Source organism: Streptomyces sp. NPDC058470 (assembly GCF_042721055.1).
Classification (GTDB): domain Bacteria; phylum Actinomycetota; class Actinomycetes; order Streptomycetales; family Streptomycetaceae; genus Streptomyces.
This window is the reverse complement of record NZ_JBHXMF010000074.1, coordinates 1-24,434: the sequence shown is the minus strand read 5'-3', so window position 1 is coordinate 24,434 and position 24,434 is coordinate 1. Positions and strand designations below refer to the sequence as shown.

Here is a 24,434-nt window from a genome sequence, read left to right as displayed (position 1 = left end):
GTTTCCTTTCGCCCTCTCAGGGCACTTCGGATGCCAGGTCATCGCGCGCCGCCACCCGGTGGAGGAGTAGCGATGCTTGGATGACGAAACGGAAATAACCAGCCAAATGCGGTGAGTTGGTCTCGGCGGAGGTGCCATGTGAACCGGCGTAAGGCACTCTTCGGCGCGGGCGAGATCCTGGCATGGTGGGCCGTCCTCGCCCTGCTGTGGCTGGTCTTCATCAGCGCGGTGGACACACTGGAGCTCGTGGTGGGCGCGTCCGCCGCGCTGGTCGGCGCGTTCGCCGCGTGGGGTGCGCGTCGGGCGGTGAGCCAGTGGTGAACGGCTGGACCGTCGCCGCGACGGCCGCGCTCGCCGCGGGAGTCGGGGCCACGGTCTGGGGCGTCGCCACGGGCCCACTGCGGCGCCGGGTCGTGGCCCAGAACCTGTCCACATCGCTGGCCTGCCCCGCCCTGCTACTCCTGTCCCAGGGCTACGACCGTCCGTCGTACGTCGATGTCGCCCTGCTCCTGGCCCTGCTGGGCCCCGTCGGCACCCTCGTCTTCGCGCGGCTGCTCGCGGAGGATCTGGCGAAGGATCCCCCGCAGGCGTGGGGGCTCACGTACACGGTCGCGGCATTCGGTGCCGCCGTCGTGGTCGCCGTGTGCGTAGCCACGGGCCCGGGCCGTGCGCTGGTGAAACTCCTGGTCGTCGGCGCCCTGTTGATCGGCGGGAACCTCACCGCGTCCCGTGCCCTGTCCGGCGGCTTCGCGGGGAGCCGACGTGAATGATCCGCTGATCGTCGTGGCGCTGCTGCTGGTCGCCGCGTCCGCGACCGGCGCCGTGGCTACCCGCGACCCCTCGCGGCAGGCCCTCGTCCTGGCCGTCCTCGGAACGGTCCTGGCCGTTCTGTTCACCGTGCTCCAGGCCCCCGACGTGGCACTCTCCCAGCTGGCCGTGGGCTCCGCTCTCACTCCCCTGCTGCTGATGCTGTCCGTACGCAAGGTCCGACGGCCGAAACGGCGGAAGGAAACGCAGCGATGACCCGGCAGGTGCGGCTGATCGTCATGGCCATCGGCGGTACGGGCCTCGCAGCGCTGCTGGTCGCCGCCTGCTTCGATCTGCCGGGCTTCGGCGGGGACCGACACCCGTACGGGGACCGGGTGGTACGTGCCTCCCTCGCCCGGCACACCGCGAACACGATCGCCTCCGTCAACTTCGACCAGCGCGCCTTCGACACCCTCGGCGAGATGAGCATCCTCTTCGCGTCCGTCCTCGGCACCGTCGTCCTGCTGCGCCAGACCCGCGACGAACACCGCGCCGCGCCCGAACCCGAGGAGGTCGCGCTCCCCGTACGCCGGTACGCGCTCCTCGTCCTCCCCGTCGCCGTCCTCACCGGCCTGTACGTGATCGCGCACGGCCAGCTCAGCCCGGGCGGCGGCTTCCAGGGCGGCGTCGTCGTGGCGACCGCCCTGCACCTGCTCTACCTGGGCGCCGACTACCGCGCCCTGGAGCGCATCCGACCGGTCGGCTCCTACCAGGTCGTCGACGCCCTGGCGGCCTCCGCCTACCTCGTGCTGGGCCTCTCCGGACTCGTCGCCGGCACCGCCTTCCTCGCCAACTTCCTCCCGTACGGCACCTTCAACACCCTGTCCTCGGGCGGCACCGTCCCGCTGCTGAACGCGGCCATCGGCATGGAGGTCACCTGCGCGGTCGTCGTACTGCTCGCCCGTTTCCTGGATCAGGCCGTGGAAATCGAGAAGGGAGACGGGAACTGATGCCGGTGCTGCCGTACCTCGTCGCCGCCTGGGTGTTCCTCGTCGGCTGCTACGGGCTGGTGACCAGCCGGAACCTCATCCACGCCGTGGGCTGCCTGGCGGTCTGCCAGTCCGCCACCTATGTCCTGCTGCTGGCCGTCGGCTACCGCGACGGCGGCACCGCACCCGTCTTCTCCGACCTGAAGCCCGGCTCCCGCCCTGTGGTCGACCCGGTGGTCCAAGCTCTCGCCCTCACCGACGTGGTCGTGGGCGCCACGGTGACCGCCGTGCTGCTCGCCCTCGTCCTGCAGATCGCCAAACTCCACGGCACGGTCGACCCCGACGAACTCTCGGAGCTGTGCGGCTGATGCACCACGTCCTGCCGGTACTCGTCACCGCCCCTCTACTCGGAGCCACTCTCCTCGTCGCCGGCGGGCGCCATCTGTCCCGCGTCGCCGCCGAGACGGTGGGCTGTGTCTTCGCCGGGGGCACGGCAGGACTCGCGATCCTGCTGCTCCTCAACTCCTCGCCGCCCATGACCGAATGGGTGGGCGGCTGGACTCCCGAAGGCGGCGAGAGCGTCGGGATCGTTCTCGTCGGGGACGGACCGGGGCTGGGCATGGCCACGCTCGCCTCGCTGCTGACCGTAGCGGCGCTGGCGTACTCCTGGCACTACTTCGACGAACCACCCCGTCGCCACGCGGGCTCCTTCCCCGCCCTGATGCTGCTCTTCCAGGGCGGCATGTGCGGTTTCTCGATCGCGGGGGACCTGTTCGACGCCTTCGTGTTCTTCGAGTTGATGAGCGTGGTGGCGTACGCACTGACCGGTCATCGCGTCGAGGAAGCGAAGGCCGTACAGGGCGCGTTGTCCTTCGGGGTCCTCAACTCCCTTGGCGCGTATGCCATGTTGATGGGCATCGGCCTGCTGTACGCGCGTACCGGCGAACTCGCCATGGTGAGGATCGGCCAGGGACTCGACCGGCACGGCGGTCCCGACGCCCTCACCCTCGCCGCCTTTGTACTGGTCCTGACCGGCCTGCTGGTGAAGGCCGCGGCCGTGCCGTTCCACTTCTGGCTACCAGACGCACACGCGGTCGCGCCCACACCCGTATGCATGCTGCTGTCCGGGGTCATGGTCGAACTCGGCGCCTACGGCGTCTGGCGGGTCTACCGGACCGTCTTCTCCGGTCCGGGTGGCATCCCGGCGTCCGACCTGGAGCGTGGCCTCGTCGTCCTCGGTGTGCTGACCGCCGTGGTCGGCGCGGTCATGTGCTGGCACCAGCGGCACATCAAACGGCTGCTGGCGTACTCCACCGTCGCCCACACGGGGCTCTTCCTCATCGGGATCGGTAGCCTCAGCCCCGAGGCCGACGACGGGGTCGCGCTGTACATCCTGGGCCACGCAAGCGTGAAGGCCGCCCTCTTCGCCTGCACCGGCGTCCTCCTCGACCGGTACGGCTCGGTGGACGAACACACCCTGCACGGGCGCGCCCACAAGCTGCGCGGAGTCGCCGTGCTCTACGTCGTCGGCGCACTGAGCCTCGCCGGCCTGCCGCCCCTCGGCATCGGGCTCGGGAAAGCCGTGATCGAGGAGACACTCAGCGGCCCGATGACCGCGCTGTTCGTCGCCGTGTCGGCGGTGACCGCGGGCGCGGTGCTCCGGGTCGCCGCGCGGGTGTTCTTCGGACTCGGCCCCCAGGCCGACGACGATTCCTCGGACGAGACCACCGGCACGGGGGAGGAACCGGAGACCCGGCACCGGCTGAACCGGGTGCCGGACACCATGACCGCGGTCCCCGCCGTGCTGCTCGTCGCGTCCCTCGCCGTGGGAGCGGTACCCGGCTTCGCCGCCGAGGTCGGACACGCGGTATCCGGCGGGGCCGCCCCCTCGCCGCACTGGACCCCCGCCGGGACACTCCTCGGCCTCACCTCGACGCTGCTGGCCCTCGGCCTTGCCACGCTCGCCGTGACACGCCCGAAGCTGCGCGGCGCCCGGTCATGGACGGCTCCGCTACGACGCCTGCAGTCCGGCCACATCGGCGACTACGTGGCCTGGCTGCTGGTGGGCACGACCCTCCTGGCATCGCTGACCCTGCCGGGCATCCTCAACGGCTGAACGGATCGCGGAAGCGGTAGGGGCGTTGCCGACGCATGGCCGAGCCGGGTCGTGTTACCCCAGTGGTATCGCCCGGACATCGAAATCCGATCACCAAGGCGATGGACCATCGGCGTCCGGGCCACTGCGCACACCGGGACCGGGTGAGCAGGTGGAGCGCCGGACGCCGGACCGGCCCTGCAAACTGCCGAAGCTGTCCTGGTGGGCGGTACCCAAGGACACGAGGGGCACGATCAAGGAGTTCCAGGACGACGAGCTCGCCGACCGGGCCGCGGGGCACTGACGTACTGCGTGGTGCTGTGCTGTTCCCGGCACGGCTGCTCCTGGTCTCGCTGCTCGGTATCGCCGACAGTTCGGCGACACAGCAGGTCCTGGACAACATCGAGAAACTGACGCCGAGTTCGACCCAGGACATCATCAGCGACGCGGTGCAGCAGCTTCGGGCACCCTGCGGCATCGTCCAGCACCGCCCGGCCGGCGCGCGCAGCAGGTCGCCAGCCGCGTCCAGCGCCGGCAGCCGGTCGAAGTACGTGGCGTAGAAGGCGTGGTGGGCCGCGACGAACTACTCGTCGGCCTCAGGATCACGGTCCTCGCCGAGCAGGTGCTCGATCAGGTCGCCGCTGCCTGGCCGGCTCGAAACACCGCCCACTTGATAGCCGCGGGGCTACCGAACAACCCGATCTCCTCACCCGATGGGACGGCCAGGTCGGCTGGACCGGCACCGACTTCCACGACCAGGACTCGACCATGATCTCCTTCACGTACTGGCCGGGCCTTCCCCGGCAGGAGAAGCGGCACGTCTCCGGGCACGTCACGGCAGGTCACTTTCCCGTCCGGGGCAGGATGCCAAAACCGCAGTTGGCTGGCGGCCTCGGCCATCGGACCGGTCAGGATGCGTCCTTGTTGCTCTCCTCTGCTGCCTCGGTCTCGAAGCCGACACCGCGGTACTCAGGGTGGTTGAGGTTGAACCGCCCCGGATCGAATGGAGGCTCCGGACTGTCCCGAGTTGGGCGGAGTCGAGTTGCTTGGTTTCAGGCTGGCGGGGTGCGGAGTTCCTACTCCACCGGGCTGAGCATGTCCAGCGCGGAGTGCCTGCGCTGTCGGTTATGGAAGATTTCCAGGTACTCGAACAGGGCGGTGGACAGCTCCAGCCGCGTCCGCCACCGTCTGCGGTTGAGCAGTTCGACCTGGACACGGGCCCAGAAGGACTCCATCATCGCGTTGTCCACGCAGTCCCCGAGGGAGCCCATCGAGGGCAGCAGGCCGGAGGCCCTCACCCGCCCAGGCCTGACGGGTGAAGTTCCGCTCCACCAGGTGGGCGACCGAGGGCGTCACGCACCTGGCGCGGGGGCTCCGGTTGCCGGGCAGACCGTGCAGGCCGACGCGCTGCATCAGCAGCTCCACAGTGCCGTGGCTGACATGGATGCGCAGGGCTCAGACGGAGTTCCGCGTCGACCCGGCGGGAGCCGTAGGTGCCGCGGGAGGCGGTGTGGATGCCCACGATGACCTCGGTCAGCCAGGCGGTTCGACGGCGGTCGGTTGTGCCAGCGTAGTACCCGGACTCGGCGACATGCAGCACCCGGCAGGCCAGCTGCACCGGCAGGTGTTCACCAGCCATCACGCGGATGGCTTCGAACAGCCTTTGGGGACGTCATCTCCCCCAGCAGTTCGGCGGCTCGGCGGTGGATGGCCAACTCGGCCTCCAGCTCGGCAATGTGTTTGCGGGCCGAAGCCGGTTCGGACGGGTCGCTGCTGGTCGTGCTGGGCAACTGGCCTGTTTCGATGAGGTCCTGGCGGTGCCAGACATAGATCGTCTGGTCGCTGACGCCGAGGAGCTGGACGACCTCGGTAACTCTCCTCCCGGATGCGACGAGATCGAGAACCTTGCGGCGGAACTCGGGCGGATAGCTGCGGGGCATCACGGCCACCGAAGACTGCTGGATCGTCAATTGTCCAGCAATCCGATTCCATCAGAACCGGGTCATACCAATCAGACCCGGAGCGGTTCAGACACCGCACAAGTCCGCAGCCATCCGTGAGTGTCCGCAGCACGTCCCTCGTGCAGATCCCTGAGCGCGTCACGCAACTCCATCGTCACCTGCCCCGGTTTCGCGTTCCCGATCAACCATCGGTCCTCGCCGTCGCGCACCTCACCGACCGGTGTCACGAGCGCCGCCGTTCCGCACGCGAACGTCTCCGTGATGACGCCCGACTCGCTCTGCGATCGCCACTGATCGACGGAGATCCGCTCCTCGCGGACGGTGTACCCGCGCTGTGCTCCCAGCGTGAGCAGCGTGTCGCGGGTGACACCGGGAAGCAGCGTTCCGGTGAGCGGCGGGGTCACGACTTCAACCGCCCGGCCCGTTCCGCGTACGAAGAAGAGGTTCATACCGCCCATCTCCTCGATCCAGCGGCGCTCCACCGGGTCGAGCCACACCGCCTGGTGGCACCCTGCCTCGGCCGCCGCCTGCTGGGCCAGGAACGCTCCGGCGTAGTTCCCCGCGCACTTGGCCTGACCGGTACCGCCGGGCGCGGCCCGAGAGAAGTCCCGGGTGATCAGCACCGACACCGGGTCCGGCCGGTCGGAGAAGAAGCCTCCGGTGACGAAGCCCATCAGCAGGAACGTGTACTGGCGCGCGGGCCGCAGCGCCAGACAGGGCTCGCTGGCGAACAGTACGGGCCGCAGGTACAGGCTCAGGGCCGGGTCGTCGGCGGGCAGCAGGTCGCCGTCGCGGCCGACGAACGCGTCCACGGCCTCCAGGAACAGCTCCTCGGGCAGTTCCGGCATGGCGAGCCGGCGGGCCGACTGCCGGAAGCGCCGTGCGTGCGCGTCCGGCCGGAACGTGGCGAGCGTTCCGTCCTGCCGCCGGTGGGCCTTCAGGCCCTCGAACACCACCTGGCCGTAGTGCAGCCCCGCCATCGCCGGGCTGAAGGTCAGGTCGCCGTAGGGCAGCAGCCGCGGACGGTCCACCCAGCCCTGGTCGGCGGTCCACTCCAGCATCACCATGTGGTCGGTGAAGCGCTCCCCGAAGCTGTGCCTCGTCGTCACTGCGCGTTCCTTTCGCCGGTTCTGCGGATCCGTCAGACCAACGGGGCGTAGAAGAAGGTGTCCCGGCTGCGGAACGTGCCGGTTTCGGAGAAGGTGAAGAAGTCCGCGAACCGGAGCGAGACCGACCGGCCGTCGTGCAGGGTCCCCTCGAACGTGCCGTGCACGGCCGCGTCGTCCTCGTGCACCAAGAGGGTGGACAGCGTGTGCCGCCCTTCCTTGATCACACGCTCCTCGCGGTAGAAGCGCTCCAGCTCCGCCCTGCCGACCAACGGGTCGTAGCCCGGACGGCAGTAGACGGCTTCGTGATCGAAGAGCTCGACGAGGGCGGGCAGGTCCCCCGCGTCCACCAACTCGTAGTAACGGCGAATGCGCTGTGCGGTGTTCACCGGCGGCCTCCCTGGGATCATGACGTCAGCGGACGGGGATCCGTGTGCGCGGTTCCGTGGAACAGCTGCGAGCTCCACCGGCCGGTTCAGTCGGCGACGAGCACCTCGACCCGCGGGCCGCCTTGGCCGGCTCCCGCCGGGTCATACGCCTCGGCCAGGCGCAGTGCCTCCTCGATCAGCGTTTCGACGATCTTCGATTCCGCTACGGTGCGGACCACTTCGCCCTTGACGAAGATCTGGCCCTTGCCGTTTCCGGAGGCCACGCCGAGGTCGGCTTCCCGGGCCTCGCCGGGACCGTTGACCACGCAGCCCATCACGGCGACGCGCAGCGGGACCTCCATCCCCTCCAGACCGGCGCTGACCTCGTCCGCGAGCTTGTAGACGTCCACCTGGGCGCGTCCGCAGGAAGGGCAGGAGACGATGTCGAGCTTGCGCGGGCGCAGATTGAGCGACTGGAGGATCTGGTCGGCGACCTTGATCTCCTCCGGCGGAGGAGCGGACAGCGACACCCGGACGGTGTCGCCGATGCCCTGGCGCAGCAGCGCCCCGAAGGCGACCGCGGACTTGACCGTGCCCTGGAAAGCCGGGCCGGCCTCGGTGACGCCCAGATGGAGGGGGTAGTCGCAGGACTCGGCGAGCAACTCGTAGGCGCGGACCATGACGACCGGGTCGTTGTGCTTCACGGAGATCTTGATGTCGTGGAAGTCGTGCTCGGCGAAGAGGCTCGCCTCCCAGAGGGCCGACTCCACCAAGGCCTCCGGGGTGGCCTTCCCGTGCTTGGCCAGCAGCCGGGCGTCCAGCGAGCCAGCGTTGACACCGATCCGGATGGGCGTGCCGTGGTCCTTGGCGGCACGGGCGATGTCCTTGACTCGGTCGTCGAACTTCTTGATGTTGCCGGGATTGACCCGGACCGCGGCGCAGCCCGCCTCGATCGCGGCGAACACATAGCGCGGCTGGAAGTGGATGTCGGCGATCACCGGGATCCGTGACTTGGCGGCGATCAGCGGGAGGGCGTCCGCGTCGTCCTGCGAGGGGCAGGCCACCCGCACGATGTCGCAGCCGGCCGTCGTCAGTTCGGCGATCTGCTGGAGGGTGGCGTCGACGTCGGCGGTGCGGGTCGTCGTCATGGACTGGATGGAGATCGGGGATTCGCTGCCCACCCCCACCTTGCCGACCCGTAGCTGACGCGTCGGACGGCGCGGCGCGAGGACTGGCGCGGGTACGGACGGTATTCCGAGCGAGACCGTCATAGTCGTTCTCCTGGTCTGTGTCGAGGGGCGGGATCCGGGTTGTGCGGGCTACTGGTCCGCCCCGATAGGCTGGGGGGCCAGCTCGTCGATGCGGACGGCGTCGTCGCGCCGGGCGAGCGCCTCGACGACGGCCCGGGTGAGGTTGCGTCCCGTGAGCCCGCACTCGGCGAGGATGTCGGCGCGCCGGCCGTGGGCGAGGAAGCGCTGGGGAAGTCCGAACGTGCGCACCGGGTTCCGGGCGCCGGCGTCGGCGAGGGCCTGGGCGACGGCGGATCCGGCTCCCCCGGCGCGTCCGCTGTCCTCGACGGTGGCGACCAGGCCGTGGTCGAGTCCCATGTCCACGAGGGCGACGGGCACCGGGGTGATCCAGCGCGGGTCGACGACGGTGACGCCGTAGCCGTGCTCGGCCAGCCGATCGGCCGCTTCCAGGCAGACCCCGGCCATCGTGCCGACGGACACGAGCAGCACGTCGCGTGCGCCGGTCTCGGCGCGGCGCAGTACGTCCATGCCGGCGATCGTGTCGACCGCGGGGATGTCGCCCCCCGTGGCGCCCTTGGGGAAGCGCAGCGCGGTGGGCCCGTCCTGGACGGCGACGGCCTCGCGCAGCGCACGGCGCAGGGTGGCGGCGTCACGCGGTACCGCCACCCGCAGTCCGGGCACCAGCTGGAACAGCGACAGGTCCCACATGCCGTTGTGGGATGCGCCGTCGTCCCCGGTCACACCTGCCCGGTCCAGCACGAAGGTGACCGGGGCGCGGTGCAGGGCGACGTCGAGCAGCAGCTGGTCGAAGGCACGGTTGAGGAAGGTGGAGTAGAGCGCCACCACGGGGTGCAGGCCACCGAGGGCGAGGCCCGCCGCCGAGGTGACGGCGTGCTGTTCGGCGATGCCCACGTCGAAAGTGCGGTCGGGGAAGCGGTCGGCGAAGCGGGACAGGCCGGTGGGCGCGAGCATGGCCGCGGTGATGGCCACGAGGTCGGGGCGTCGGGCGCCGAGGTCGGCCAGTTCCGCGCCGAACACGTCGGTCCAGGCGGGCGAGGCGGGACCGTCGGTCCGTGCGGCGGCCGGAGCGGCGGGCCGAGGGCGCACCGCGTGGAAGCGGTCGGCCTCGTCCTGTTCGGCGGGGGCGTGGCCGCGACCCTTCTCGGTCAGGCAGTGCACGACGACCGGCCCGCCGAGACGTGCCGCGTGGTGCAGGGCCTGCTCCAGGACGGCGATGTCATGTCCGTCGACGGGGCCCACATAGGCCAGCCCCAGATTCTCGAACACGTTGTGCGGGGGGCGTTCCTCGGTGCGCAGCAGGGCCAGGTGCTCGGGGATGCCGCCGATCGTGGGGTCGTAGGAACGGGTGTTGTCGTTGAGGACGACGACCACAGGGCGGTGGGGCGCCGCCGCCAGGTTGTTCAGGCCCTCCCAGGCCATGCCTCCGGTCAGTGCGCCGTCGCCGATGACCGCCACGACCGCGCGGTCGGCGACGCCCCGGAGTTCGTACGCCTTGGCCAGTCCGTCGGCGTAGGACAGGACCGTGGAGGCGTGGGAGTTCTCGATGACGTCGTGCTCGGACTCGGTCCGGGAGGGGTATCCGGAGAGGCCGCCCGGCTGCCGGAGCGTCCCGAAGGCCCCGGCTCGGCCGGTGATGATCTTGTGGGGGTAGGTCTGGTGCCCGGTGTCCCACAGGAGCCGGTCGCGCGGGGACTCGAAGACGCGGTGCAGGGCGAGGGTCAGCTCGACGACTCCGAGGCTCGGTCCGAGGTGCCCGCCGGTGCGGGTCACCTCCTCCACCAGCAGCCGCCGGATGTCGGCGGCGAGTTCCTCGGTCTGCCGGGGGGAGAGGGTGCGCAGGTCGTCCGGTCCGTGGACCGACTCAATCGACGTCATGACGGATCCCGTTCTGGTCACAGGGCTTCATCGGCCAGTGCGGTGCGCGGTACGCGACCGGTATCCGGGACGGCGAGCCGGGCAGGCATGGAGAAGACGACGTCCTCGGGGGTTCCCTCGGCCACCTCGACATCGGTGTAGCCGAGGGAGGCCAGCCGGTCGACGAGTCCGCGGACGAGGACTTCGGGGGCGCTGGCGCCGGAGCTGACGCCGATGCGCGCCACCGAGGTGAGCCAGGACTCGTCCAGGCAGCCGGCGTCCGGGACGAGGTGTGCGGCGGCGCCGTGCTGCCGGGCGACCTCCACCATGCGGATGGAGTTGCTGGAGTTGCGCGAGCCGACGACGAGGACGAGGTCGTTGTCGCGGGCCAGCGCCTTGACGGCGTTCTGGCGGTTCTGGCTGGCGTAGCAGATGTCGCTGCCGACCGGGCCGACGAGGTCGGTGAACCTGCGGCGCAGGGCCTCGACGACTCGTGTGGTCTCGTCGAACGACAGGGTGGTCTGGGTGAGGTACGCCACCGGCGCGTCGTCCGGGAGGTCGAGCAGTGCCACGTCCTCCTCGGTCTCAACGACCAGAGTCCTCTCGGGGGCCTCGCCACGGACGCCCTCGACCTCCTCGTGGTCGGCGTGGCCGACCAGCAGGATGGTCCGTCGGTCGCGGGCGTACCGCAGGGCCGCCTGGTGCACCTTGGCGACCAGCGGGCAGGTCGCGTCGATCACGTCGAGCCGGCGTTTCGCCGCTCCGGTCCGTACCATCGGCGACACTCCGTGGGCGGAGAACACGCAGACCGCGCCCTCAGGCACCTCTTCCTCGCTGTCGACGAAGCGGGCGCCGCGCTTTTCCAGTTCGGCGACGACGTGGTGGTTGTGCACGATCTCCTTGCGGACGTACACGGGTGCGCCGTGCAGGTCGAGAGCGCGCTCCACGATGCCGATGGCGCGGCGCACACCGGCGCAGAAGCCGCGTGGCTGGGCCAGGGCGATGCGCTTGGCCGAGTCGTCGAGCACGCCGTCGGCGGCTGTCCCTGGGATGGGCGGGCTGGTGGTGCTCATGGCGCGCTCCGTTCGGGGGAGAGGGAGAGGGGTCTGGGGGCGGCGGCCGCAGGCGAGTGTCCGCGGGACGCGCGCCAGAGTCCGGCGTACTTCCCGCCCAGGGCGAGCAGTTCCTCGTGCGTTCCGTCCTCGTGGACCCGGCCCTGGTCGATGACGACGATCCGGTCGGCTCGGGAGGCGACGGAGAGGCGATGGGCGACGATGAGGGTCGTACGGCCGGCGCTGAGCCGCTCGGTGGCCCGGTTCACCAATGCCTCGGTGGCGAGATCGAGGGACGAGGTGGCCTCGTCGAGCAGGAGGACGTCCGGTCGGACGAGCCCGGCCCTGGCCAGTGAGATCAACTGCCGTTGTCCGGCTGAGAGGTTGCGTCCGCTTTCGCTGACGGGGTGGTCGTAGCCGCCGTCGAGTGCGGTGATCGTGTCGTGGGCGCCGACCCGTCGCGCCGTCTCGACCACCTCGGCCTCGGTCGCGTCCGGCCGTCCGTAGGCGATGGCCTCGCGGACGGTTCCGGCGAACAGGTACGGGTCCTGCGGGACGAAGCCGAGCCGCTGCCGGAAGGACGTGAGGTCCAGGTCACGCAGGTCGATGCCGTCGAGGCGGACGGCGCCGTGCGTCGGATCGTAGAACCGGGCGACAAGCTTGACCAGCGTCGACTTGCCCGCCCCTGTCTCGCCGACGAACGCGACCGTCTGTCCCTGCGGGATGCGCAGCCGGACGCCCGTCAGCGCCGCGCCGCCGCCACGGTAGTGGAAATGCACGTCGTCGAACACGAGTTCGCCGCGCAGGGACCGGACGGGCCTCGACCCCTCGGCGACGGGAGTGGAGCTGGGCAGTCGCAGCAGGTCCCGGATACGCAGCAGGGACACCCGGGCCTGCTGGTAGCCGTCGAAGAGCTGGGAGAGCTGCTGGACCGGGACGAAGAACAGGTCGAGGTAGAGCAGGTACGCCACGAGGGTGCCGACCGTCATCGTGCCGGCGACAACGCGGGTCGCGCCGATCCACAGGATCACGGCGGTGGCGCAGGTGGCGAGGAACTGGATGAACGGGAAGTAGACGGCCATCAGGAGCTGTCCGCGCACGCGGACGGACCGGTAGTCGTCGCTGAGCCCGGCGAAGCGGCGCACGGCGGACTCTTCGCGGCGAAACGCCTGGGTGGTCCGCATGCCCGCGGCGGCCTCCTGGAACTCGCTGTTGACGAGGGCCACCCGCTCCCGTGCCCGGGTGTAGGACCGGGCCGACTCTCTGCGGAACACCGCGGTGGCGAGGAGCAGCACCGGCATGACCGCCAGGACGACGAGCATCATCCCCGCGTCGGCGAGACAGAGCGCCACCAGGACGCCCACCAGGGTCAGCGCGCTGACCAGCACGCCGACCAGGCCGGTCTGGAGGAACGAGGACAACGAGTCGACATCGGTCGTCATCCGCGTCATGGTGCGACCGGCCGCCTCCTTCTCGAAGTGGTCGAGCCCGAGTCTGTGCACATGGGCGAAGACGCGCAGGCGCAGCGCGTACAGGAGCCGCTCCCCGGTGCGGCCTGTGACCCTGATGGCGGCCCACTGGACGACGTACTGCGTCACGACGAGGGCGAGGCACACGAGAGAGGCCGTCCACACGGTGTCGACGGCGAGACGGCGTGTTCCGCCGTCGATCCCGTTCCGCATGACGAAGGGCATGACCAGACCGGCGAGCGCGTCGGCCACGACCAGCGCCAGCCCGAGGACGATCGGCGGGCGGAATCCGCGCAGCAGATGACGCAGACCGAACGCGCGCCCTGCCGTGCGCGTGAGATCCCGTACGGCCGCGTCCTCGTCGACGCCAGGCGTGTCCATGGCCGGCGGGAGCGCCGCGAGCCGGCCCCGCATCCGGGCGGCCGACGCGGACTCCGGGGCGGGGGCGGACCGCCTGGCGGGCAGGGCGGCGGGGCGGTCCGCGCGGACGGGGCCGGCCGCAGGGACGCGGGACTGTGCCGCGGGTTTTGCGGGGTGGTCCTGGAGGACGGTGCGGTAGTGGGCGCAGCGTGCCCGGAGTTCGTCGTGGGTGCCGATGTCGACGATGCGGCCGCCGTCCAGGACGGCGATGCGGTCGGCCAGCGCCACGGTCGATCTGCGGCGGGCGACGAGGAGCGTCGTGCACCGCCCGGCATGGCGGCGCAGCGCGTCGTGGATGTCCTGCTCGACCTGTGCGTCCACGGCGGAGGTGGCGTCGTCGAGGACGAGGATCCGGGGCGCGGTGACGAGGGCCCTCGCGAGTGCGAGGCGCTGCCGCTGTCCCCCGGACAGGGCACTGCCGCCTTCGCCGACCTCGGTGTCGTAGCCGTCCGGGAGTGCCGTCACGAAGTCGTGGGCTCGGGCTGTGCGGGCCGCGGCGTGGATCTCCGCCTGTGTGGCGTCGGGCCTGCCGTAGCCGATGTTGTCGCGCACGCTGCCGGTGAAGAGGACCGTGTCCTCGGGCACGGTGGCCACGGCGCCGCGCAGGGAGTCGAATTCCAGCTCGCGTAGGTCGATGCCGCCGACGCGGACCGCTCCGGCCGACACATCGTGGAACCGTGACAGCAGCCGGCCGAGCGTGGACTTGCCCGCTCCGGGGGCGCCGACGACGGCGACCGTCTCGCCGGGGGCGATGCGCAGGGAGACGTCGGTGAGCACCGGCCCTCCCGTGCCGTAGGCGAAGGTGACCCGGTCGAACTCGACCCCGAGGGGCGTCTGGCGGGGCAGACGTTCGGAGCCCTCCGTCAGCACCGGCCGGAGGTCGATCACTTCGAGCACCCGGGCGACGCCCGACCCGGCCTGCCGGCCCATGGTCAGCAGCGCGGCCAGGGTCTTCACCGGGCCGACGAGCTGGGCGAGGCAGGCCGAGAAGGCGAGGAAGGTCCCGAGGGTCAGCTGGCCGCGGACGGCCAGCCAGCCGCCGAGGGCCAGCACCCCGACCTGCCCGAGGGAGGGCACGGCCTGGAGGGCGGGGGCGTAGCGCGCGTTGAGCCGTACGGCCCGCATCCGGCCCGCGAACAGCCGCCGGGCGGCAGCCGACAGCCGGGTCATCTCCTGGTGTTCCTGGCCGAAGCCCTTGACGACGCGGATGCCCGCGGTGGAGCTGGCGACGACGCCGGCCAGGGCGGCTGCCTCGTTCTGGGCGTACCACGTCGCGGGGTAGAGCCAGGTGGTGCTGCGCCGGCCGATGAACCACAGCGCCGGTATCAGTGCGAGCGCGACGAGCGCGAGCAGGGGGGACAGCACGGCCATCAGGGCCAGGGAGACCAGGAGCGTGCCGGCGCTGGCGATCGCCGTGGGAACGGTCGACACAAGGCCGAAGACCATGTTGAGGTCACCGGAGGCGCGGCCGAGCAGTTGCCCGGTGTTCAGCTCGTCCTGGCGGACGCCGTCGAGCGCCGCCAGCGAGCGCAGGAGATCGACGCGCAGCTCGTGCTGGACGTCGGCGGCGAGCCGGCCGGCGTACAGACGCCTGAGGAAGGCGGCGAGGTATCCGGCGGCGGCGGCCGCCAGGAGCAGTCCCGTCCACAGCGTGGCCGAGCGGGCGGGTCGGATGACGACGTCGTCGACGAGCACCTTCGTGACGAGGGGGACGAGCGCGCTCACCGCCGTTCCCGCGCCGGCGGCAAGGACCGACACCAGCACGCTGCGGCGGTGGCGCAGACAGCGGCGGGTCAGCCGACGGGCCCAGGAGCCCTGGTGCGTGCGGTCGTGCTCGGTGGTCATCCCGGGCCTCCTTATCGTGGTGTCGGTCGGGTGGGGTGCCGCGGTCAGCGCGCGCACAGCCGGAGGTCGATCCGGAGGTCGGCGCCGTCGAGGCAGGCGACCGCCAGGACGTGGGGGCGAGGCCCGGTCGGCAGTACCGCGCAGGCGGCGCCCGTCCCGTCCGGCAGGGGGGCGAGTGCGGGCGGCTCGCCGGGGCGAGGACGCGGCGGCCAGTGCGCGGGGGCCTGCAGACACTGGGTGAGCCCGCCGGCGGCCAGCCCGTGGCCGCGGGCCTTGCCGACCGCTTCCTTCTGGGTCCAGAGCCAATAGAAGGCCCGGACCCGTTCCGGCCGTGGCAGCCCGGCCAGCCAGTCGGCGTCCGCCGGGGCGAACCAGCGCCGCGCCATCCGCAGTGCCGGAAGCGGCCGTACCGTCTCGACGTCCACCCCCACCGGCGCGTGGGGACTGAGCGCCACCGCTCGTGCGCCCGGACTGTGGCTCACGCTCACGTGGAGATCCGAGGCCGGTCCTGTCAGCCGGGGCCGGCCCCCGGCGTCGTAGTCGATGCCGATGCTGCGCCGGGGGCTGCCGGACAGCTCCGCGGCGGCGCGCAACAGGGTGGCGTGGGCCGCGCCCCGTTCGCCCGAGGCGACCGGGCCCCAGAGCACCGTGACGGCACCGGGGCCGGTCACAGCGGTCAGACCGCCATCTGGCGGATCAGGCTGTTGGGCCGCATGTCGGTCCAGTTGGCCTCGATGTAGTCGAGGCAGGACTGGCGGTCGCTCTCGGGGAGCACGACGTCCCAGCCTGCCGGGACCTCGGCGAAGTCGGGCCACAGGGAGTGCTGCCCCTCGTCGTTGACCAGCACGACGTAACGCCCCTCGGCGTTCTCGAACGGGTTCGTCATCTCTTTGCCCTTCCGTTTTTCTTTTCCACTGCCGCTATTTCTAGTCAACCGACAGAAGGGTCGGCAACCTTTTTTGAAGATTTCAGGGAATATCCCTGAGTCCCCGCTCGGGAGAATTGACGAGAACCGCCACATTGCCCGGCGGCTGCTTTCCTTCGTAGACGATCTGGTGCGCCTGTCCGAGGTCCGCGAAAGGCATGGTCAGACCCAGGCACGGATCGACGTGCCCCGCCGCGACGAGATCGATGATCGCCGCGGTCTGGCGCACGTTCGCCGCGTGGGAACCCTGGAGCCGCTTCTGGAACATCCAGAGGAACCGCAGGTCAAAAGCCCCGTCGTAACCGCTGGTGCCAGCACAGGTGACGACCATCCCGGCTCGGTCGCAGACATACACCGACGTCGGCAGAGTGGCCCGGCCCGGATGCTCAAGGACGATGCTCGGGGATCTGCGCTCACCGATCGCATCCCAGCAGGCGCGGCCGAATTCACGAACGCCGGACATCCATTCCCGATAGGAGACGGAATCGTCCGGATCCGGCAGTCGACCCCAGTGGTCGAAATCGTTCCGATTGATGACCCCGCGGGCCCCCAAGCGCTTACAATAGTCGAATTTCTCGTCGTCCGAAACCACGGCGACTGGAATTCCACCGAAATACTTTGCGATCTGGATCGCCATCGAACCCAACCCGCCGGCGCCGCCCCAGACGAGCACGGGGTCTCCCGGCCGCACGGTGTGCGGGTGCCAGCCGAGCAGCATGCGGTAGGACGTGGAGCCGCCGCCCAGGAAGCAGCCGGCTTCCTCCCACGTCAGATTCGGGGGCTTGCGGTGGCACTGGTACTCGTCGGCCACGGTGAACTGCGCGAACGAACCGAAGTTCAGCTCGTACCCCCAAGCCCGCTGGGACCGGGAGGCGGTCGGGTCGACGCCGAGTCGGATGTCCGGGGCCGACTCGTCCCAGGCGACGCCGCCGACGATGACGTGGTCGCCCACCCGCAGCTGCTTGACCCCCTCCCCCACGGCCCAGACCACTCCCGCGCCCTCGGATCCGGCGATGTGGAAGTCGTGCGGGTCCCCCGCTCGCTGCCGGTCCGCGATGACGTCAGCCGGGGTGCCGAGTCCCGCCCAGATGCCGTTGTAGTTGATCCCCGCCGCCATCACCATGATGAGCACCTGGCCGCGCCCGACCTCGGGCGCCTCGACCGTCTCGATCCGCATGGACCGGGCGGGCGGGCCGTACCGCTCCCGCCGGATCACTCCGGCGTACATGTAGCGCGGCACCTCACCGAGCGGCGGTATCTCCCCCAGCTCGTACAACTCCCGTGCCATCAGCCGTCCTTCCGTGTCCCAGGGACCTTCAGATGCGCCGTGATCGCCGCGCCGATCACGGTCAGCGGACCGTGCCGCAGCATGTCCTCATGGCGGCAGTCGACCGTGTGGACCTCGATCTCGCCGCGTACATAAGGGAGCCACCGCCGCGCCTTCCCGTCGGCCGCATCCGCGTCGCCGTCGCCCGCCACGAACAGCAGCAGGTCCCCGCGGAGTGCGCGTGGCGCATACCGCGAGCGCAGTTCGATCCCGGAGCGGTAGGAGTCCACGACCGTCTCCACGCGGTCGGCCAGCAACTCGGCGAGCGGTCCGCCGCGGTCGTGCAGCAGTGCGGCGCCCGCTTCCACGGTCAGCTCGGAGTCGCCCCGGTCGTGACCGACGCCGGCCGCGTCGAGCAGTGCGCCCAGGACCTGCCCGGTCGGCGGGACCAAGGCACGCTCGCCCGGCGCCGCGGGGTAGGAGTCGAGGACCGCGACCATGGCGACCTCTTCACCGGCCTCCTCCAGCAGCACGGTGGCCGCCTGGGCGACTAGCCCGCCGAACGACCAGCCCACCAGGTGGTAGGGGCCGGAGGGCTGCACGCCCCGGATCTGCTCGACGTAGTCGGCTGCCATCTCCTCCACGCTCGTGGGCCGATGGCCGGGCGAGCCGAAGGCGCGGGCCTGCAGTCCGTAGACCGGGTGACCTGTCGGCAGATGGGGCAGCAGGGCTGTGTACCGCCAGCTGAGGCCGCCCGCGGCATGGACGCAGAACACCGGCGGCAGATCGCCCTGGGGACGCAGCGGCACCAGGACGCCCAGGCCGTCGTGGGCGCCCGGTCCGGCGCCCTCGCCGACGGCGGCGACGACTCCGGCGACCGTCGGGGCCAGGAACAGCGCCTGGACGCCCAGTTCGACGCCGAGGACCTTGCGGACCCGGCTGACCAACCCGGCCGCGAGCAGCGAATTCCCGCCCAGGGCGAAGAAGTCGTCGTCGATCCCGACCTCGGGGACCCCGAGGGCCTCCGCGAACAGCGTTCCGACCAGCTCCTCGTGCGGAGTGCGTGGGCTCCGGGACGAGCCGGTCGCCCCCGCTGCGGGACCGGGCAGCGCCGCCCGGTCCACCTTGCCGTTCGAAGTCAGCGGCAGGGCGTCGAGCACCACGAGCGCGGACGGCACCAGGTGGTCCGGGAGGGCGCCGGCCAGCAGACCGCGTAACTCCCGCGCCTCCGGCACGGGACGGCCCGGCGTCGGCACCACGTAGCCGACGAGCCGCTTGTCGCCCGGCCGGTCCTCCCTGATGAGAGTGACGGCGTGGGCCACGTCCGGCAGGGCCATGAGCGCGGCGTCGGCCTCGCCCAGCTCGATCCGGAAGCCGCGCAGCTTCACCTGGTCGTCCGCACGGCCGACGAATTCCAGTGTGCCGTCGGGGAGTCGGCGGGCGAAGTCTCCCGAACGGTACATCCGGGAACCGGCTGGGCCGAAGGGGTCGGCGACGAACGCGGCCGCCGTCGTCTCCGGAGCGCTCTCGTAGCCGCGGGCCAGCCCGGAACCCGCCAGGTACAGCTCGCCGACGACGCCGGGCCCGACCGGCGCCAGCCACGGAGACAGGACGTACGCCGTACTGCCCGCGAGAGGAACGCCGATCGGCACGTTGTCCGGCACCGGGTCGCCCGCCCGCATCGCGTGGTGCAGGGCGAACACGGTGGCCTCCGTGGGACCGTAGCCGTTGGTCACCAGCGTGTCGGGGCAGGCCGCCAGCACCTTGCGCACGGCGTCGGCCGGCACGACGTCGCCGCCCGTCCGCACCTCCCGCAGTCCCGCGAAACAGCCGGGCTCCTCCTCCGCCAGCCAGCGGAACAGGCCCGCCGACAGCCACAGTCCGGTGATGTCTTCCTCCACCAGGAGCCGCGCCATCGCCCTGAGATCCACCTCGCCCGGCGGCGCGACGATCACGCTGCCGTGGTTGAGCAGGGGGACCCACAACTCCAGCGTCGAGGCGTCCCAGGCGTGCGGCGAGTGGAACAGCACCCGTTCCTGGCTGCCGCCGGTCCAGCACGGCTCGGCGGCCAGCTCCAACACGTCGCGATGGGTCACCCCGACGCCCTTCGGCAGACCGGTGGACCCGGAGGTGAACATCACGTACGCCAGCCGGTCCGGCTGCACGGCCACGTCGGGCGCCGTCGGCTTCTGCCGCGCCAGACGTGGATCGGCGTCCACGGCGACGGTCCTCCAGGCGTCGCCCGGCGCCGCCGGCCGGACGGCCGTCCGGGCCGCGTCGGTGAGCAGTGCTTTCGCGCCCGCCATTGCGAGGACGGTCCGCTGCCGCTGCTCGGGGTGCCCAGGCTCCAGCGGCACGTACACCGCACCGGCCTTCAGCACGGCCAGGAAGGAGACGACCAGGTCGAAGGACCGGTCGAGCAGAAGGCCTACCCGGTCCTCCGGGCCGACTCCGAGTTCCAGCAGGAGCCGGGCGAGCCGGTTCGCCCGCTCGTCCAGCTCCCGCCAGGTCAGCCGCTCGCTGCCGAGACCGAGCGCCACGGCGTCCGGGGTACGCGCGCACAGAGCCGCGATCCGGCCGTGCACGGTGGACGGCGTCGTCGTGCCGCCCGGGGCGGCCTCGGGCAGCGCCGTCCGCACACCGCCGTCCGCCAGTTCCGCCGACTGCGCGCCGGCCGGCAGCCGGATGCGTCCCATCGGCTGGGCCGGGTCGGCCACGACCGACTCGAGGAGCCCGGTCAGGCGCTGCAGCAGAACCGCGGCGAGCTGTCCGCCGAGCACATCGGGCCGGTGGTCCAGCCGGAAGCGCAGCCCCCGGTCGCGCAGCGACGCGACGAGGACCACCGGATAGTGCGCCGCGTCCCGGCCGTGTACCGCCGTCGCACGCAACTGCGAGGGAGCCCGCTCGGTGCTCTCGGGCAGCGGGTAGTTCTCGTACACGAAGGCCGTGTCGAAGAGCGTCCTATGGCCGGCGATCCGCTGCAGGTCCGCCAGCCCCAGGTACGGGTGCTCCTGGAGTGCGGCCTGTTCCCCCTGGACCCTGGTCAGGGCGGCGCTCCACTCCTCCGCGGGGTCGAGCCGCACCCTGACCGGCAGGGTGTTGATGAACAGCCCGATCATGCTCTCCGCACCCGGAAGCTCCGGCGGGCGTCCCGACACCGTGGTGCCGAACAGCACGTCGTCGCGGCCGAGGTGACGACCCAGCACCCATGCCCAGGCCGTCTCGACCACGGTGTTCATGGTGACGCCGGCGCGCGCCGCGTGACGCCGGAGGTCCGCGGTGAGTTCGGGTGACAGGTCGTGGACGATCTGCTCGGGCAGGACAGGGCCGGTCGGCGCGCGGCCCGGAGCCAGCAGAGTGGGCTCCTCCACCCCTGCGAGCGCCTCCCGCCAGACCGCCTCGCCCACCGCGCGGTCCTGCTCGGCCAGCCAGGACGTATAGGACCGGAACGGAACGGGTTCGGGCAGCGCCGAAGTGTCGCCGCCGTTCTCGTACAGGGTCACCAGCTCGCGCAGGAACAACGGCATCGACCAGCCGTCGAGCAGAATGTGGTGCATCGTGATGACCAGCCGCTGTCGCTGCTCGCCCAGCCGGAGCAACAGAAACCGGAGCAGTGGGGGCCGGCCCAGGTCGAACCGCTCCGCCCGGGCCGCCTCCGTGAGCGAGGCCAGGCGCTCCTGCCTCGTGTCCTCGGGCAGTCCGCTCAGGTCGGTCTCGTCCCAGGGCAGCGTCACGGCGACCGGCACGATCTGGACGGCCGTTCCAGCGGCCCGGTGGCGGAAGCCCGCCCGCAGATTGGGGTGACGCTCCAGCACGGCTCGGCCGGCCCGGCGCAGGGCGTCGGCGTCCAGCGGTCCTTCGAGGTCGACGACCAGCTGGACCGTGTACACGTCGGGCCCGTCGTCCGCCAGCAGCGCGTGGAAGAACAGGCCTTGCTGGAGCGGGGTCAGCGCGAACGCGTCCGCCAGCCCCTCCGGAGCCGCGGCCAGCTCGTCGATCTCCGGTTGCGTCAGCCCCGACGACGGCAGGTCGTCCGGCGTTAGCGCGGAGCCCACCCCGCCCTCGCCCGGGTCGGCCAGCGCGCGCAGCGCCTCGAACCACAGGTCGGCGAGCTCCTGGACGTCGGCGCGGCCGAAGAGACCGGCCGGCCAGGAGTACGTCACGTTCAGGCTCGGGCCGTCGGCCTGCTCCCGGGTGACCGCGTTCATCTCCAGGGAGTGCCCGAAGGGCATGCCCGGGTCGGCGGGGAGCAGCGGGATCCGGAGGTCGGACGCGCTCGACCAGCCCGAGGACGATCCGCGGTCCCCGAGGTCCCCGGCCCCCGTGCCGACGCGCCCCAGATAGTTGAAGCCGATCTGCGGGGCGGCCGCGCCGGCCAGAGCCATGGCGGTGTCGGCGTTGAGGTGCCGCAGCAGGCCGTAGCCGAGTCCGTTGTCGGGCAGTGCCCGCAGCTGCTCCTTGATCCTCCCGAGGGCGGCGACGGTCGCGGCGCCGCCGGTGAACGCGTCGTCCAGGTCCACCGGGCCCGGGTCGAGCCGGACCGGGAAGCGGCTGGTGAACCAGCCGACGGTCCGGGACAGGTCGAGGTTCTCGTCGAACTCCTCACGGCCGTGGCCTTCCAGGTCCACGAGGAAGGCGTGCGCGCCATGCCGCTCACCGCCGCGACGCTCGCGCCAACGGGCGACGGCGAGCGCCAGACCGGTGAGCAGCACGTCGTTGATCTGCGCATGATGCCGTGCCGGGACGGCGGTCAACAGGGCCGAGGTCAGGTCTGCCGGGAGCACCGCCGTGAGGTGCTCCGCCGTCTCCCGGGTATCGACCGTGGGGTCGAGCCGACGGGCGCCGAGCAGCGGGTCGGCCCACTGCGTCTGCGCCCGCCAGAGCGGGAGTTCGGCGATGCGGTCGGGGTTCTGGGCCTCCATGACGAGTGCCTGGCTCCAGCGGCGGAACGACGTGCCGACCGGCGCCGGCGCCGGCTCGCGCCCGGCGCGGATCGCCTGCCAGGCCGACACGAGATCGGGCAGCATGATCCGCCATGACACGCCGTCCACCACGAGGTGGTGGAGCAGGACCAGCAGCAGACCCTGCTCGTCCGATCCCGCGTCGAACCACACGACCTGAAGCATTACGCCGTTGTGCGGGTCCAGACGGCGTCTGGCCGCCTCGCCGTGTTCCGCCACCGTGGCAGCCGCGTCGGCGTCGGCCGGCAGCTCCACCCGGGTGATCAGGCCGGTCGCGGCCACGCTGCCGGGGGCGGTCGTCTCCAGGTTCCAGGGCAGCCCCAGCTCGGCGCCCGTCAGCCGGGCTCGCAGCACGTCATGGCAGTCGATCACGGACTGGACGGCGCGGGTCAGCGTCGTCCCGCCGAGGCCGCCGGGAACCCGTAGCAGCACCGACTGGTTGAGTCCCTCGAAGGGGCCGCCCAGCTGGTGGAGCCAGCGGACCACGGGGGTGCCGGGAACGGCTCCCACGCCGTCGGCGGCGGACCGGTCGGCGCCGACGGCCGGCATCGGCCGGATCGCGGCGACCAGTTCCGCGACCGTCTGGTTCCGGAAGATGTCCCGAGGCGTGAGGACGAGCCCGGCCTGCCGGGCACGACTCGCCACCTGGATCGCGTTGATGCTGTCACCGCCCAGGCCGAAGAAGTCGTCGCCCGCGGCGACCTCGGCGAGGTCCAGCACATCGGCGACGATCCGGCACAGCAGCGTCTGCGGATCCTCCTCGGCGGACGGGACGGCGGTCGGCGCGCCGACGCCGGTCCCCCGACCGACCGCCGAGATGCTCTCCTGCTGCTTCGGCGCGGGCAGCGCGGCCTTGTCGACCTTGCCGTTGACGGTCAGCGGAACGCGATCGAGCTCCATGAGCACCGACGGCAGCATGTGCGCCGGAAGTGTGGCGCCGAGGTGCCTCCGGACGGCGACGAGATCCAGCTCCGTGCCGGCCTCCGGCACCAGGTAGCCCACGAGCTGCCGTACGCCGGGGCGGTCCTCCCGCACGGTCGCCACCGCGTGGCCGACACCGGGCGCCGCGGTCAGGGCCGCCTCGACCTCGCCGGGTTCGATCCGGAATCCGCGCATCTTCACCTGTCCGTCGGCGCGGCCGACGAACCGCAGCCGGCCGTCTTGGAGACGGCTGACCACATCGCCGGTGCGATACATCCGGGAGCCGTCGGGGCCGAAGGGGTCGGCGACGAACCGCTCGGCGGTCAGGCCGTGCCTGCCGAGGTAGCCGCGGGCCACGCCGATGCCGGCGACGTACAGTTCGCCCGGGACGCCGACCGGGACCGGCCGCAGCCGCTCGTCCAGCACATAGGCGCGCATGTTGGGCAGCGGACCGCCGATGGGGGGCACACCCGCGTCGGGCGTCAGCGGGCCCGCCATGGTGCAGGAGACCGTGGTCTCGGTGGGGCCGTAGGCGTTGAACATCCGGCGTCCCCCGGCCCACCTGGCGACCAGACCCGCCGGGGCCGCCTCACCGGCCGTCACCAGGGTGCGTATCGTGCGCAGGCTCCCCTGCGGGAGCCGAGCCAGTACGGCGGGCGGCAGCGTCGCGTGCGTCACCCCTCGCTCGCGCAGCAGCTCGGGCAGTTCGGCGACCTGGAGCAGCATGTCGGCCGGGCCGAGGACCAGGCACGCACCGGCGGACAGCGGGGTGCAGATCTCGGACATCGCGGCGTCGAAGCTGAGCGAGGCGAACTGGAGCGCACGGCTCCCGGGGCCCATCGCGTACGGTCCGATCCTGGCCAGGACCAGGTTCGCGACGCCCGCGTGCTCGACCACCACGCCCTTGGGACGACCGGTCGAGCCGGAGGTGTAGATGACATACGCGGGCGCGCGTGGCGTCAGCGGACTCGTGCGGTCCGCGTCGGTCAGGTCAGCGGCCGACACAGCGGCCAGATCGGCCGCCGTCGCGGAAGCGTCCAGGACGATCCGGCCCGCGGTCACCGCGTCGGGGAGGCCCGCCTCGGCCGCGCTGGTCGTCACGATGAGCCGCGGACCGGCATCCTCGAACATGTAGGCGATGCGGTGGGCGGGGTACTCGGTGTCGACCGGCAGATAGGCGGCG

The 24,434-nt window shown here is 71.6% G+C and carries 20 protein-coding genes; 8 read left to right on the top strand and 12 right to left on the bottom strand.

What is annotated here, in order from left to right; translation table 11 throughout:
- Positions 1-138 precede the first annotated feature (138 nt).
- The 8 genes from ACFWP7_RS37195 (at position 139) to ACFWP7_RS37160 (ending at position 4,391) form a co-directional block, all read left to right on the top strand.
- Positions 139-321 (top strand): hypothetical protein, encoded by a 183-nt coding sequence (locus tag ACFWP7_RS37195; protein ID WP_384391207.1) that lies wholly within the window; start codon positions 139-141, stop codon positions 319-321.
- A complete protein-coding gene (locus ACFWP7_RS37190) occupies positions 318-770 on the top strand; it encodes an MrpF/PhaF family protein (protein ID WP_384391204.1) in 453 nt (150 codons plus the stop codon). Before ACFWP7_RS37195 ends, ACFWP7_RS37190 begins: the two co-directional genes overlap by 4 nt.
- A complete protein-coding gene (locus ACFWP7_RS37185) occupies positions 763-1,023 on the top strand; it encodes a Na(+)/H(+) antiporter subunit B (protein WP_384391201.1) in 261 nt (86 codons plus the stop codon). Before ACFWP7_RS37190 ends, ACFWP7_RS37185 begins: the two co-directional genes overlap by 8 nt.
- The gene (locus ACFWP7_RS37180; RefSeq protein WP_384391198.1) at positions 1,020-1,757 is read left to right on the top strand and encodes an MnhB domain-containing protein; all 738 of its coding nucleotides are present in this window, start codon (positions 1,020-1,022) and stop codon (positions 1,755-1,757) included. Before ACFWP7_RS37185 ends, ACFWP7_RS37180 begins: the two co-directional genes overlap by 4 nt.
- Positions 1,757-2,104: a sodium:proton antiporter gene (locus ACFWP7_RS37175; RefSeq protein ID WP_384391195.1), complete on the top strand. Its 348-nt coding sequence runs from the start codon at positions 1,757-1,759 to the stop codon at positions 2,102-2,104. The genes ACFWP7_RS37180 and ACFWP7_RS37175 overlap by 1 nt, the downstream gene beginning before the upstream one ends.
- Entirely contained in the window at positions 2,104-3,852 is a 1,749-nt protein-coding gene (locus ACFWP7_RS37170; RefSeq protein ID WP_384391253.1) for a complex I subunit 5 family protein, read from the top strand. Before ACFWP7_RS37175 ends, ACFWP7_RS37170 begins: the two co-directional genes overlap by 1 nt.
- A gap of 151 nt (positions 3,853-4,003) precedes the next feature.
- A complete protein-coding gene (locus ACFWP7_RS37165) occupies positions 4,004-4,135 on the top strand; it encodes a hypothetical protein (protein ID WP_384391193.1) in 132 nt (43 codons plus the stop codon).
- 16 nt (positions 4,136-4,151) lie between these two features.
- Positions 4,152-4,391 carry a hypothetical protein gene (locus ACFWP7_RS37160; RefSeq protein WP_384391190.1) on the top strand — a complete coding sequence of 80 codons (240 nt, stop codon included), beginning with the start codon at positions 4,152-4,154 and terminating at the stop codon, positions 4,389-4,391.
- A gap of 516 nt (positions 4,392-4,907) precedes the next feature.
- Here the strand turns inward: ACFWP7_RS37160 and ACFWP7_RS37155 are convergent.
- From ACFWP7_RS37155 to ACFWP7_RS37100, 12 genes are all read right to left on the bottom strand, one after another.
- A complete protein-coding gene (locus ACFWP7_RS37155) occupies positions 4,908-5,129 on the bottom strand; it encodes an integrase core domain-containing protein (protein WP_384391187.1) in 222 nt (73 codons plus the stop codon).
- A 330-nt stretch (positions 5,130-5,459) separates the two neighbouring features.
- Positions 5,460-5,801 carry a transposase gene (locus ACFWP7_RS37150; protein ID WP_384391184.1) on the bottom strand — a complete coding sequence of 114 codons (342 nt, stop codon included), beginning with the start codon at positions 5,799-5,801 and terminating at the stop codon, positions 5,460-5,462.
- Between the two features lie 41 nt (positions 5,802-5,842).
- Complete coding sequence (locus ACFWP7_RS37145; RefSeq protein ID WP_384391250.1) at positions 5,843-6,937, bottom strand: branched-chain amino acid aminotransferase; 1,095 nt, start codon at positions 6,935-6,937, stop codon at positions 5,843-5,845.
- A complete protein-coding gene (locus ACFWP7_RS37140; protein WP_384391181.1) occupies positions 6,934-7,287 on the bottom strand; it encodes a nuclear transport factor 2 family protein in 354 nt (117 codons plus the stop codon). The genes ACFWP7_RS37145 and ACFWP7_RS37140 overlap by 4 nt, the downstream gene beginning before the upstream one ends.
- An 86-nt stretch (positions 7,288-7,373) precedes the next feature.
- Complete coding sequence (gene ispG / locus ACFWP7_RS37135) at positions 7,374-8,537, bottom strand: flavodoxin-dependent (E)-4-hydroxy-3-methylbut-2-enyl-diphosphate synthase (protein ID WP_384391178.1); 1,164 nt, start codon at positions 8,535-8,537, stop codon at positions 7,374-7,376.
- A gap of 48 nt (positions 8,538-8,585) precedes the next feature.
- On the bottom strand, positions 8,586-10,412 hold the full coding sequence (locus ACFWP7_RS37130) for a 1-deoxy-D-xylulose-5-phosphate synthase (RefSeq protein WP_384391175.1): 1,827 nt from the start codon (positions 10,410-10,412) through the stop codon (positions 8,586-8,588).
- 17 nt (positions 10,413-10,429) lie between these two features.
- The gene (gene ispH, locus ACFWP7_RS37125) at positions 10,430-11,464 is read right to left on the bottom strand and encodes a 4-hydroxy-3-methylbut-2-enyl diphosphate reductase (RefSeq protein ID WP_384391172.1); all 1,035 of its coding nucleotides are present in this window, start codon (positions 11,462-11,464) and stop codon (positions 10,430-10,432) included.
- Complete coding sequence (locus ACFWP7_RS37120; RefSeq protein WP_384391170.1) at positions 11,461-15,177, bottom strand: ABC transporter ATP-binding protein; 3,717 nt, start codon at positions 15,175-15,177, stop codon at positions 11,461-11,463. The genes ispH and ACFWP7_RS37120 overlap by 4 nt, the downstream gene beginning before the upstream one ends.
- 44 nt (positions 15,178-15,221) lie before the next feature.
- Positions 15,222-15,848 (bottom strand): 4'-phosphopantetheinyl transferase family protein, encoded by a 627-nt coding sequence (locus tag ACFWP7_RS37115; RefSeq protein ID WP_384391167.1) that lies wholly within the window; start codon positions 15,846-15,848, stop codon positions 15,222-15,224.
- A gap of 5 nt (positions 15,849-15,853) precedes the next feature.
- Positions 15,854-16,063: an MbtH family protein gene (locus ACFWP7_RS37110; protein WP_384391164.1), complete on the bottom strand. Its 210-nt coding sequence runs from the start codon at positions 16,061-16,063 to the stop codon at positions 15,854-15,856.
- Between the two features lie 82 nt (positions 16,064-16,145).
- Positions 16,146-17,390 carry a crotonyl-CoA carboxylase/reductase gene (gene ccrA, locus ACFWP7_RS37105; RefSeq protein WP_384391161.1) on the bottom strand — a complete coding sequence of 415 codons (1,245 nt, stop codon included), beginning with the start codon at positions 17,388-17,390 and terminating at the stop codon, positions 16,146-16,148.
- A complete protein-coding gene (locus ACFWP7_RS37100) occupies positions 17,390-24,424 on the bottom strand; it encodes an amino acid adenylation domain-containing protein (protein ID WP_384391248.1) in 7,035 nt (2,344 codons plus the stop codon). Before ACFWP7_RS37100 ends, ccrA begins: the two co-directional genes overlap by 1 nt.
- Positions 24,425-24,434: the final 10 nt, after the last annotated feature.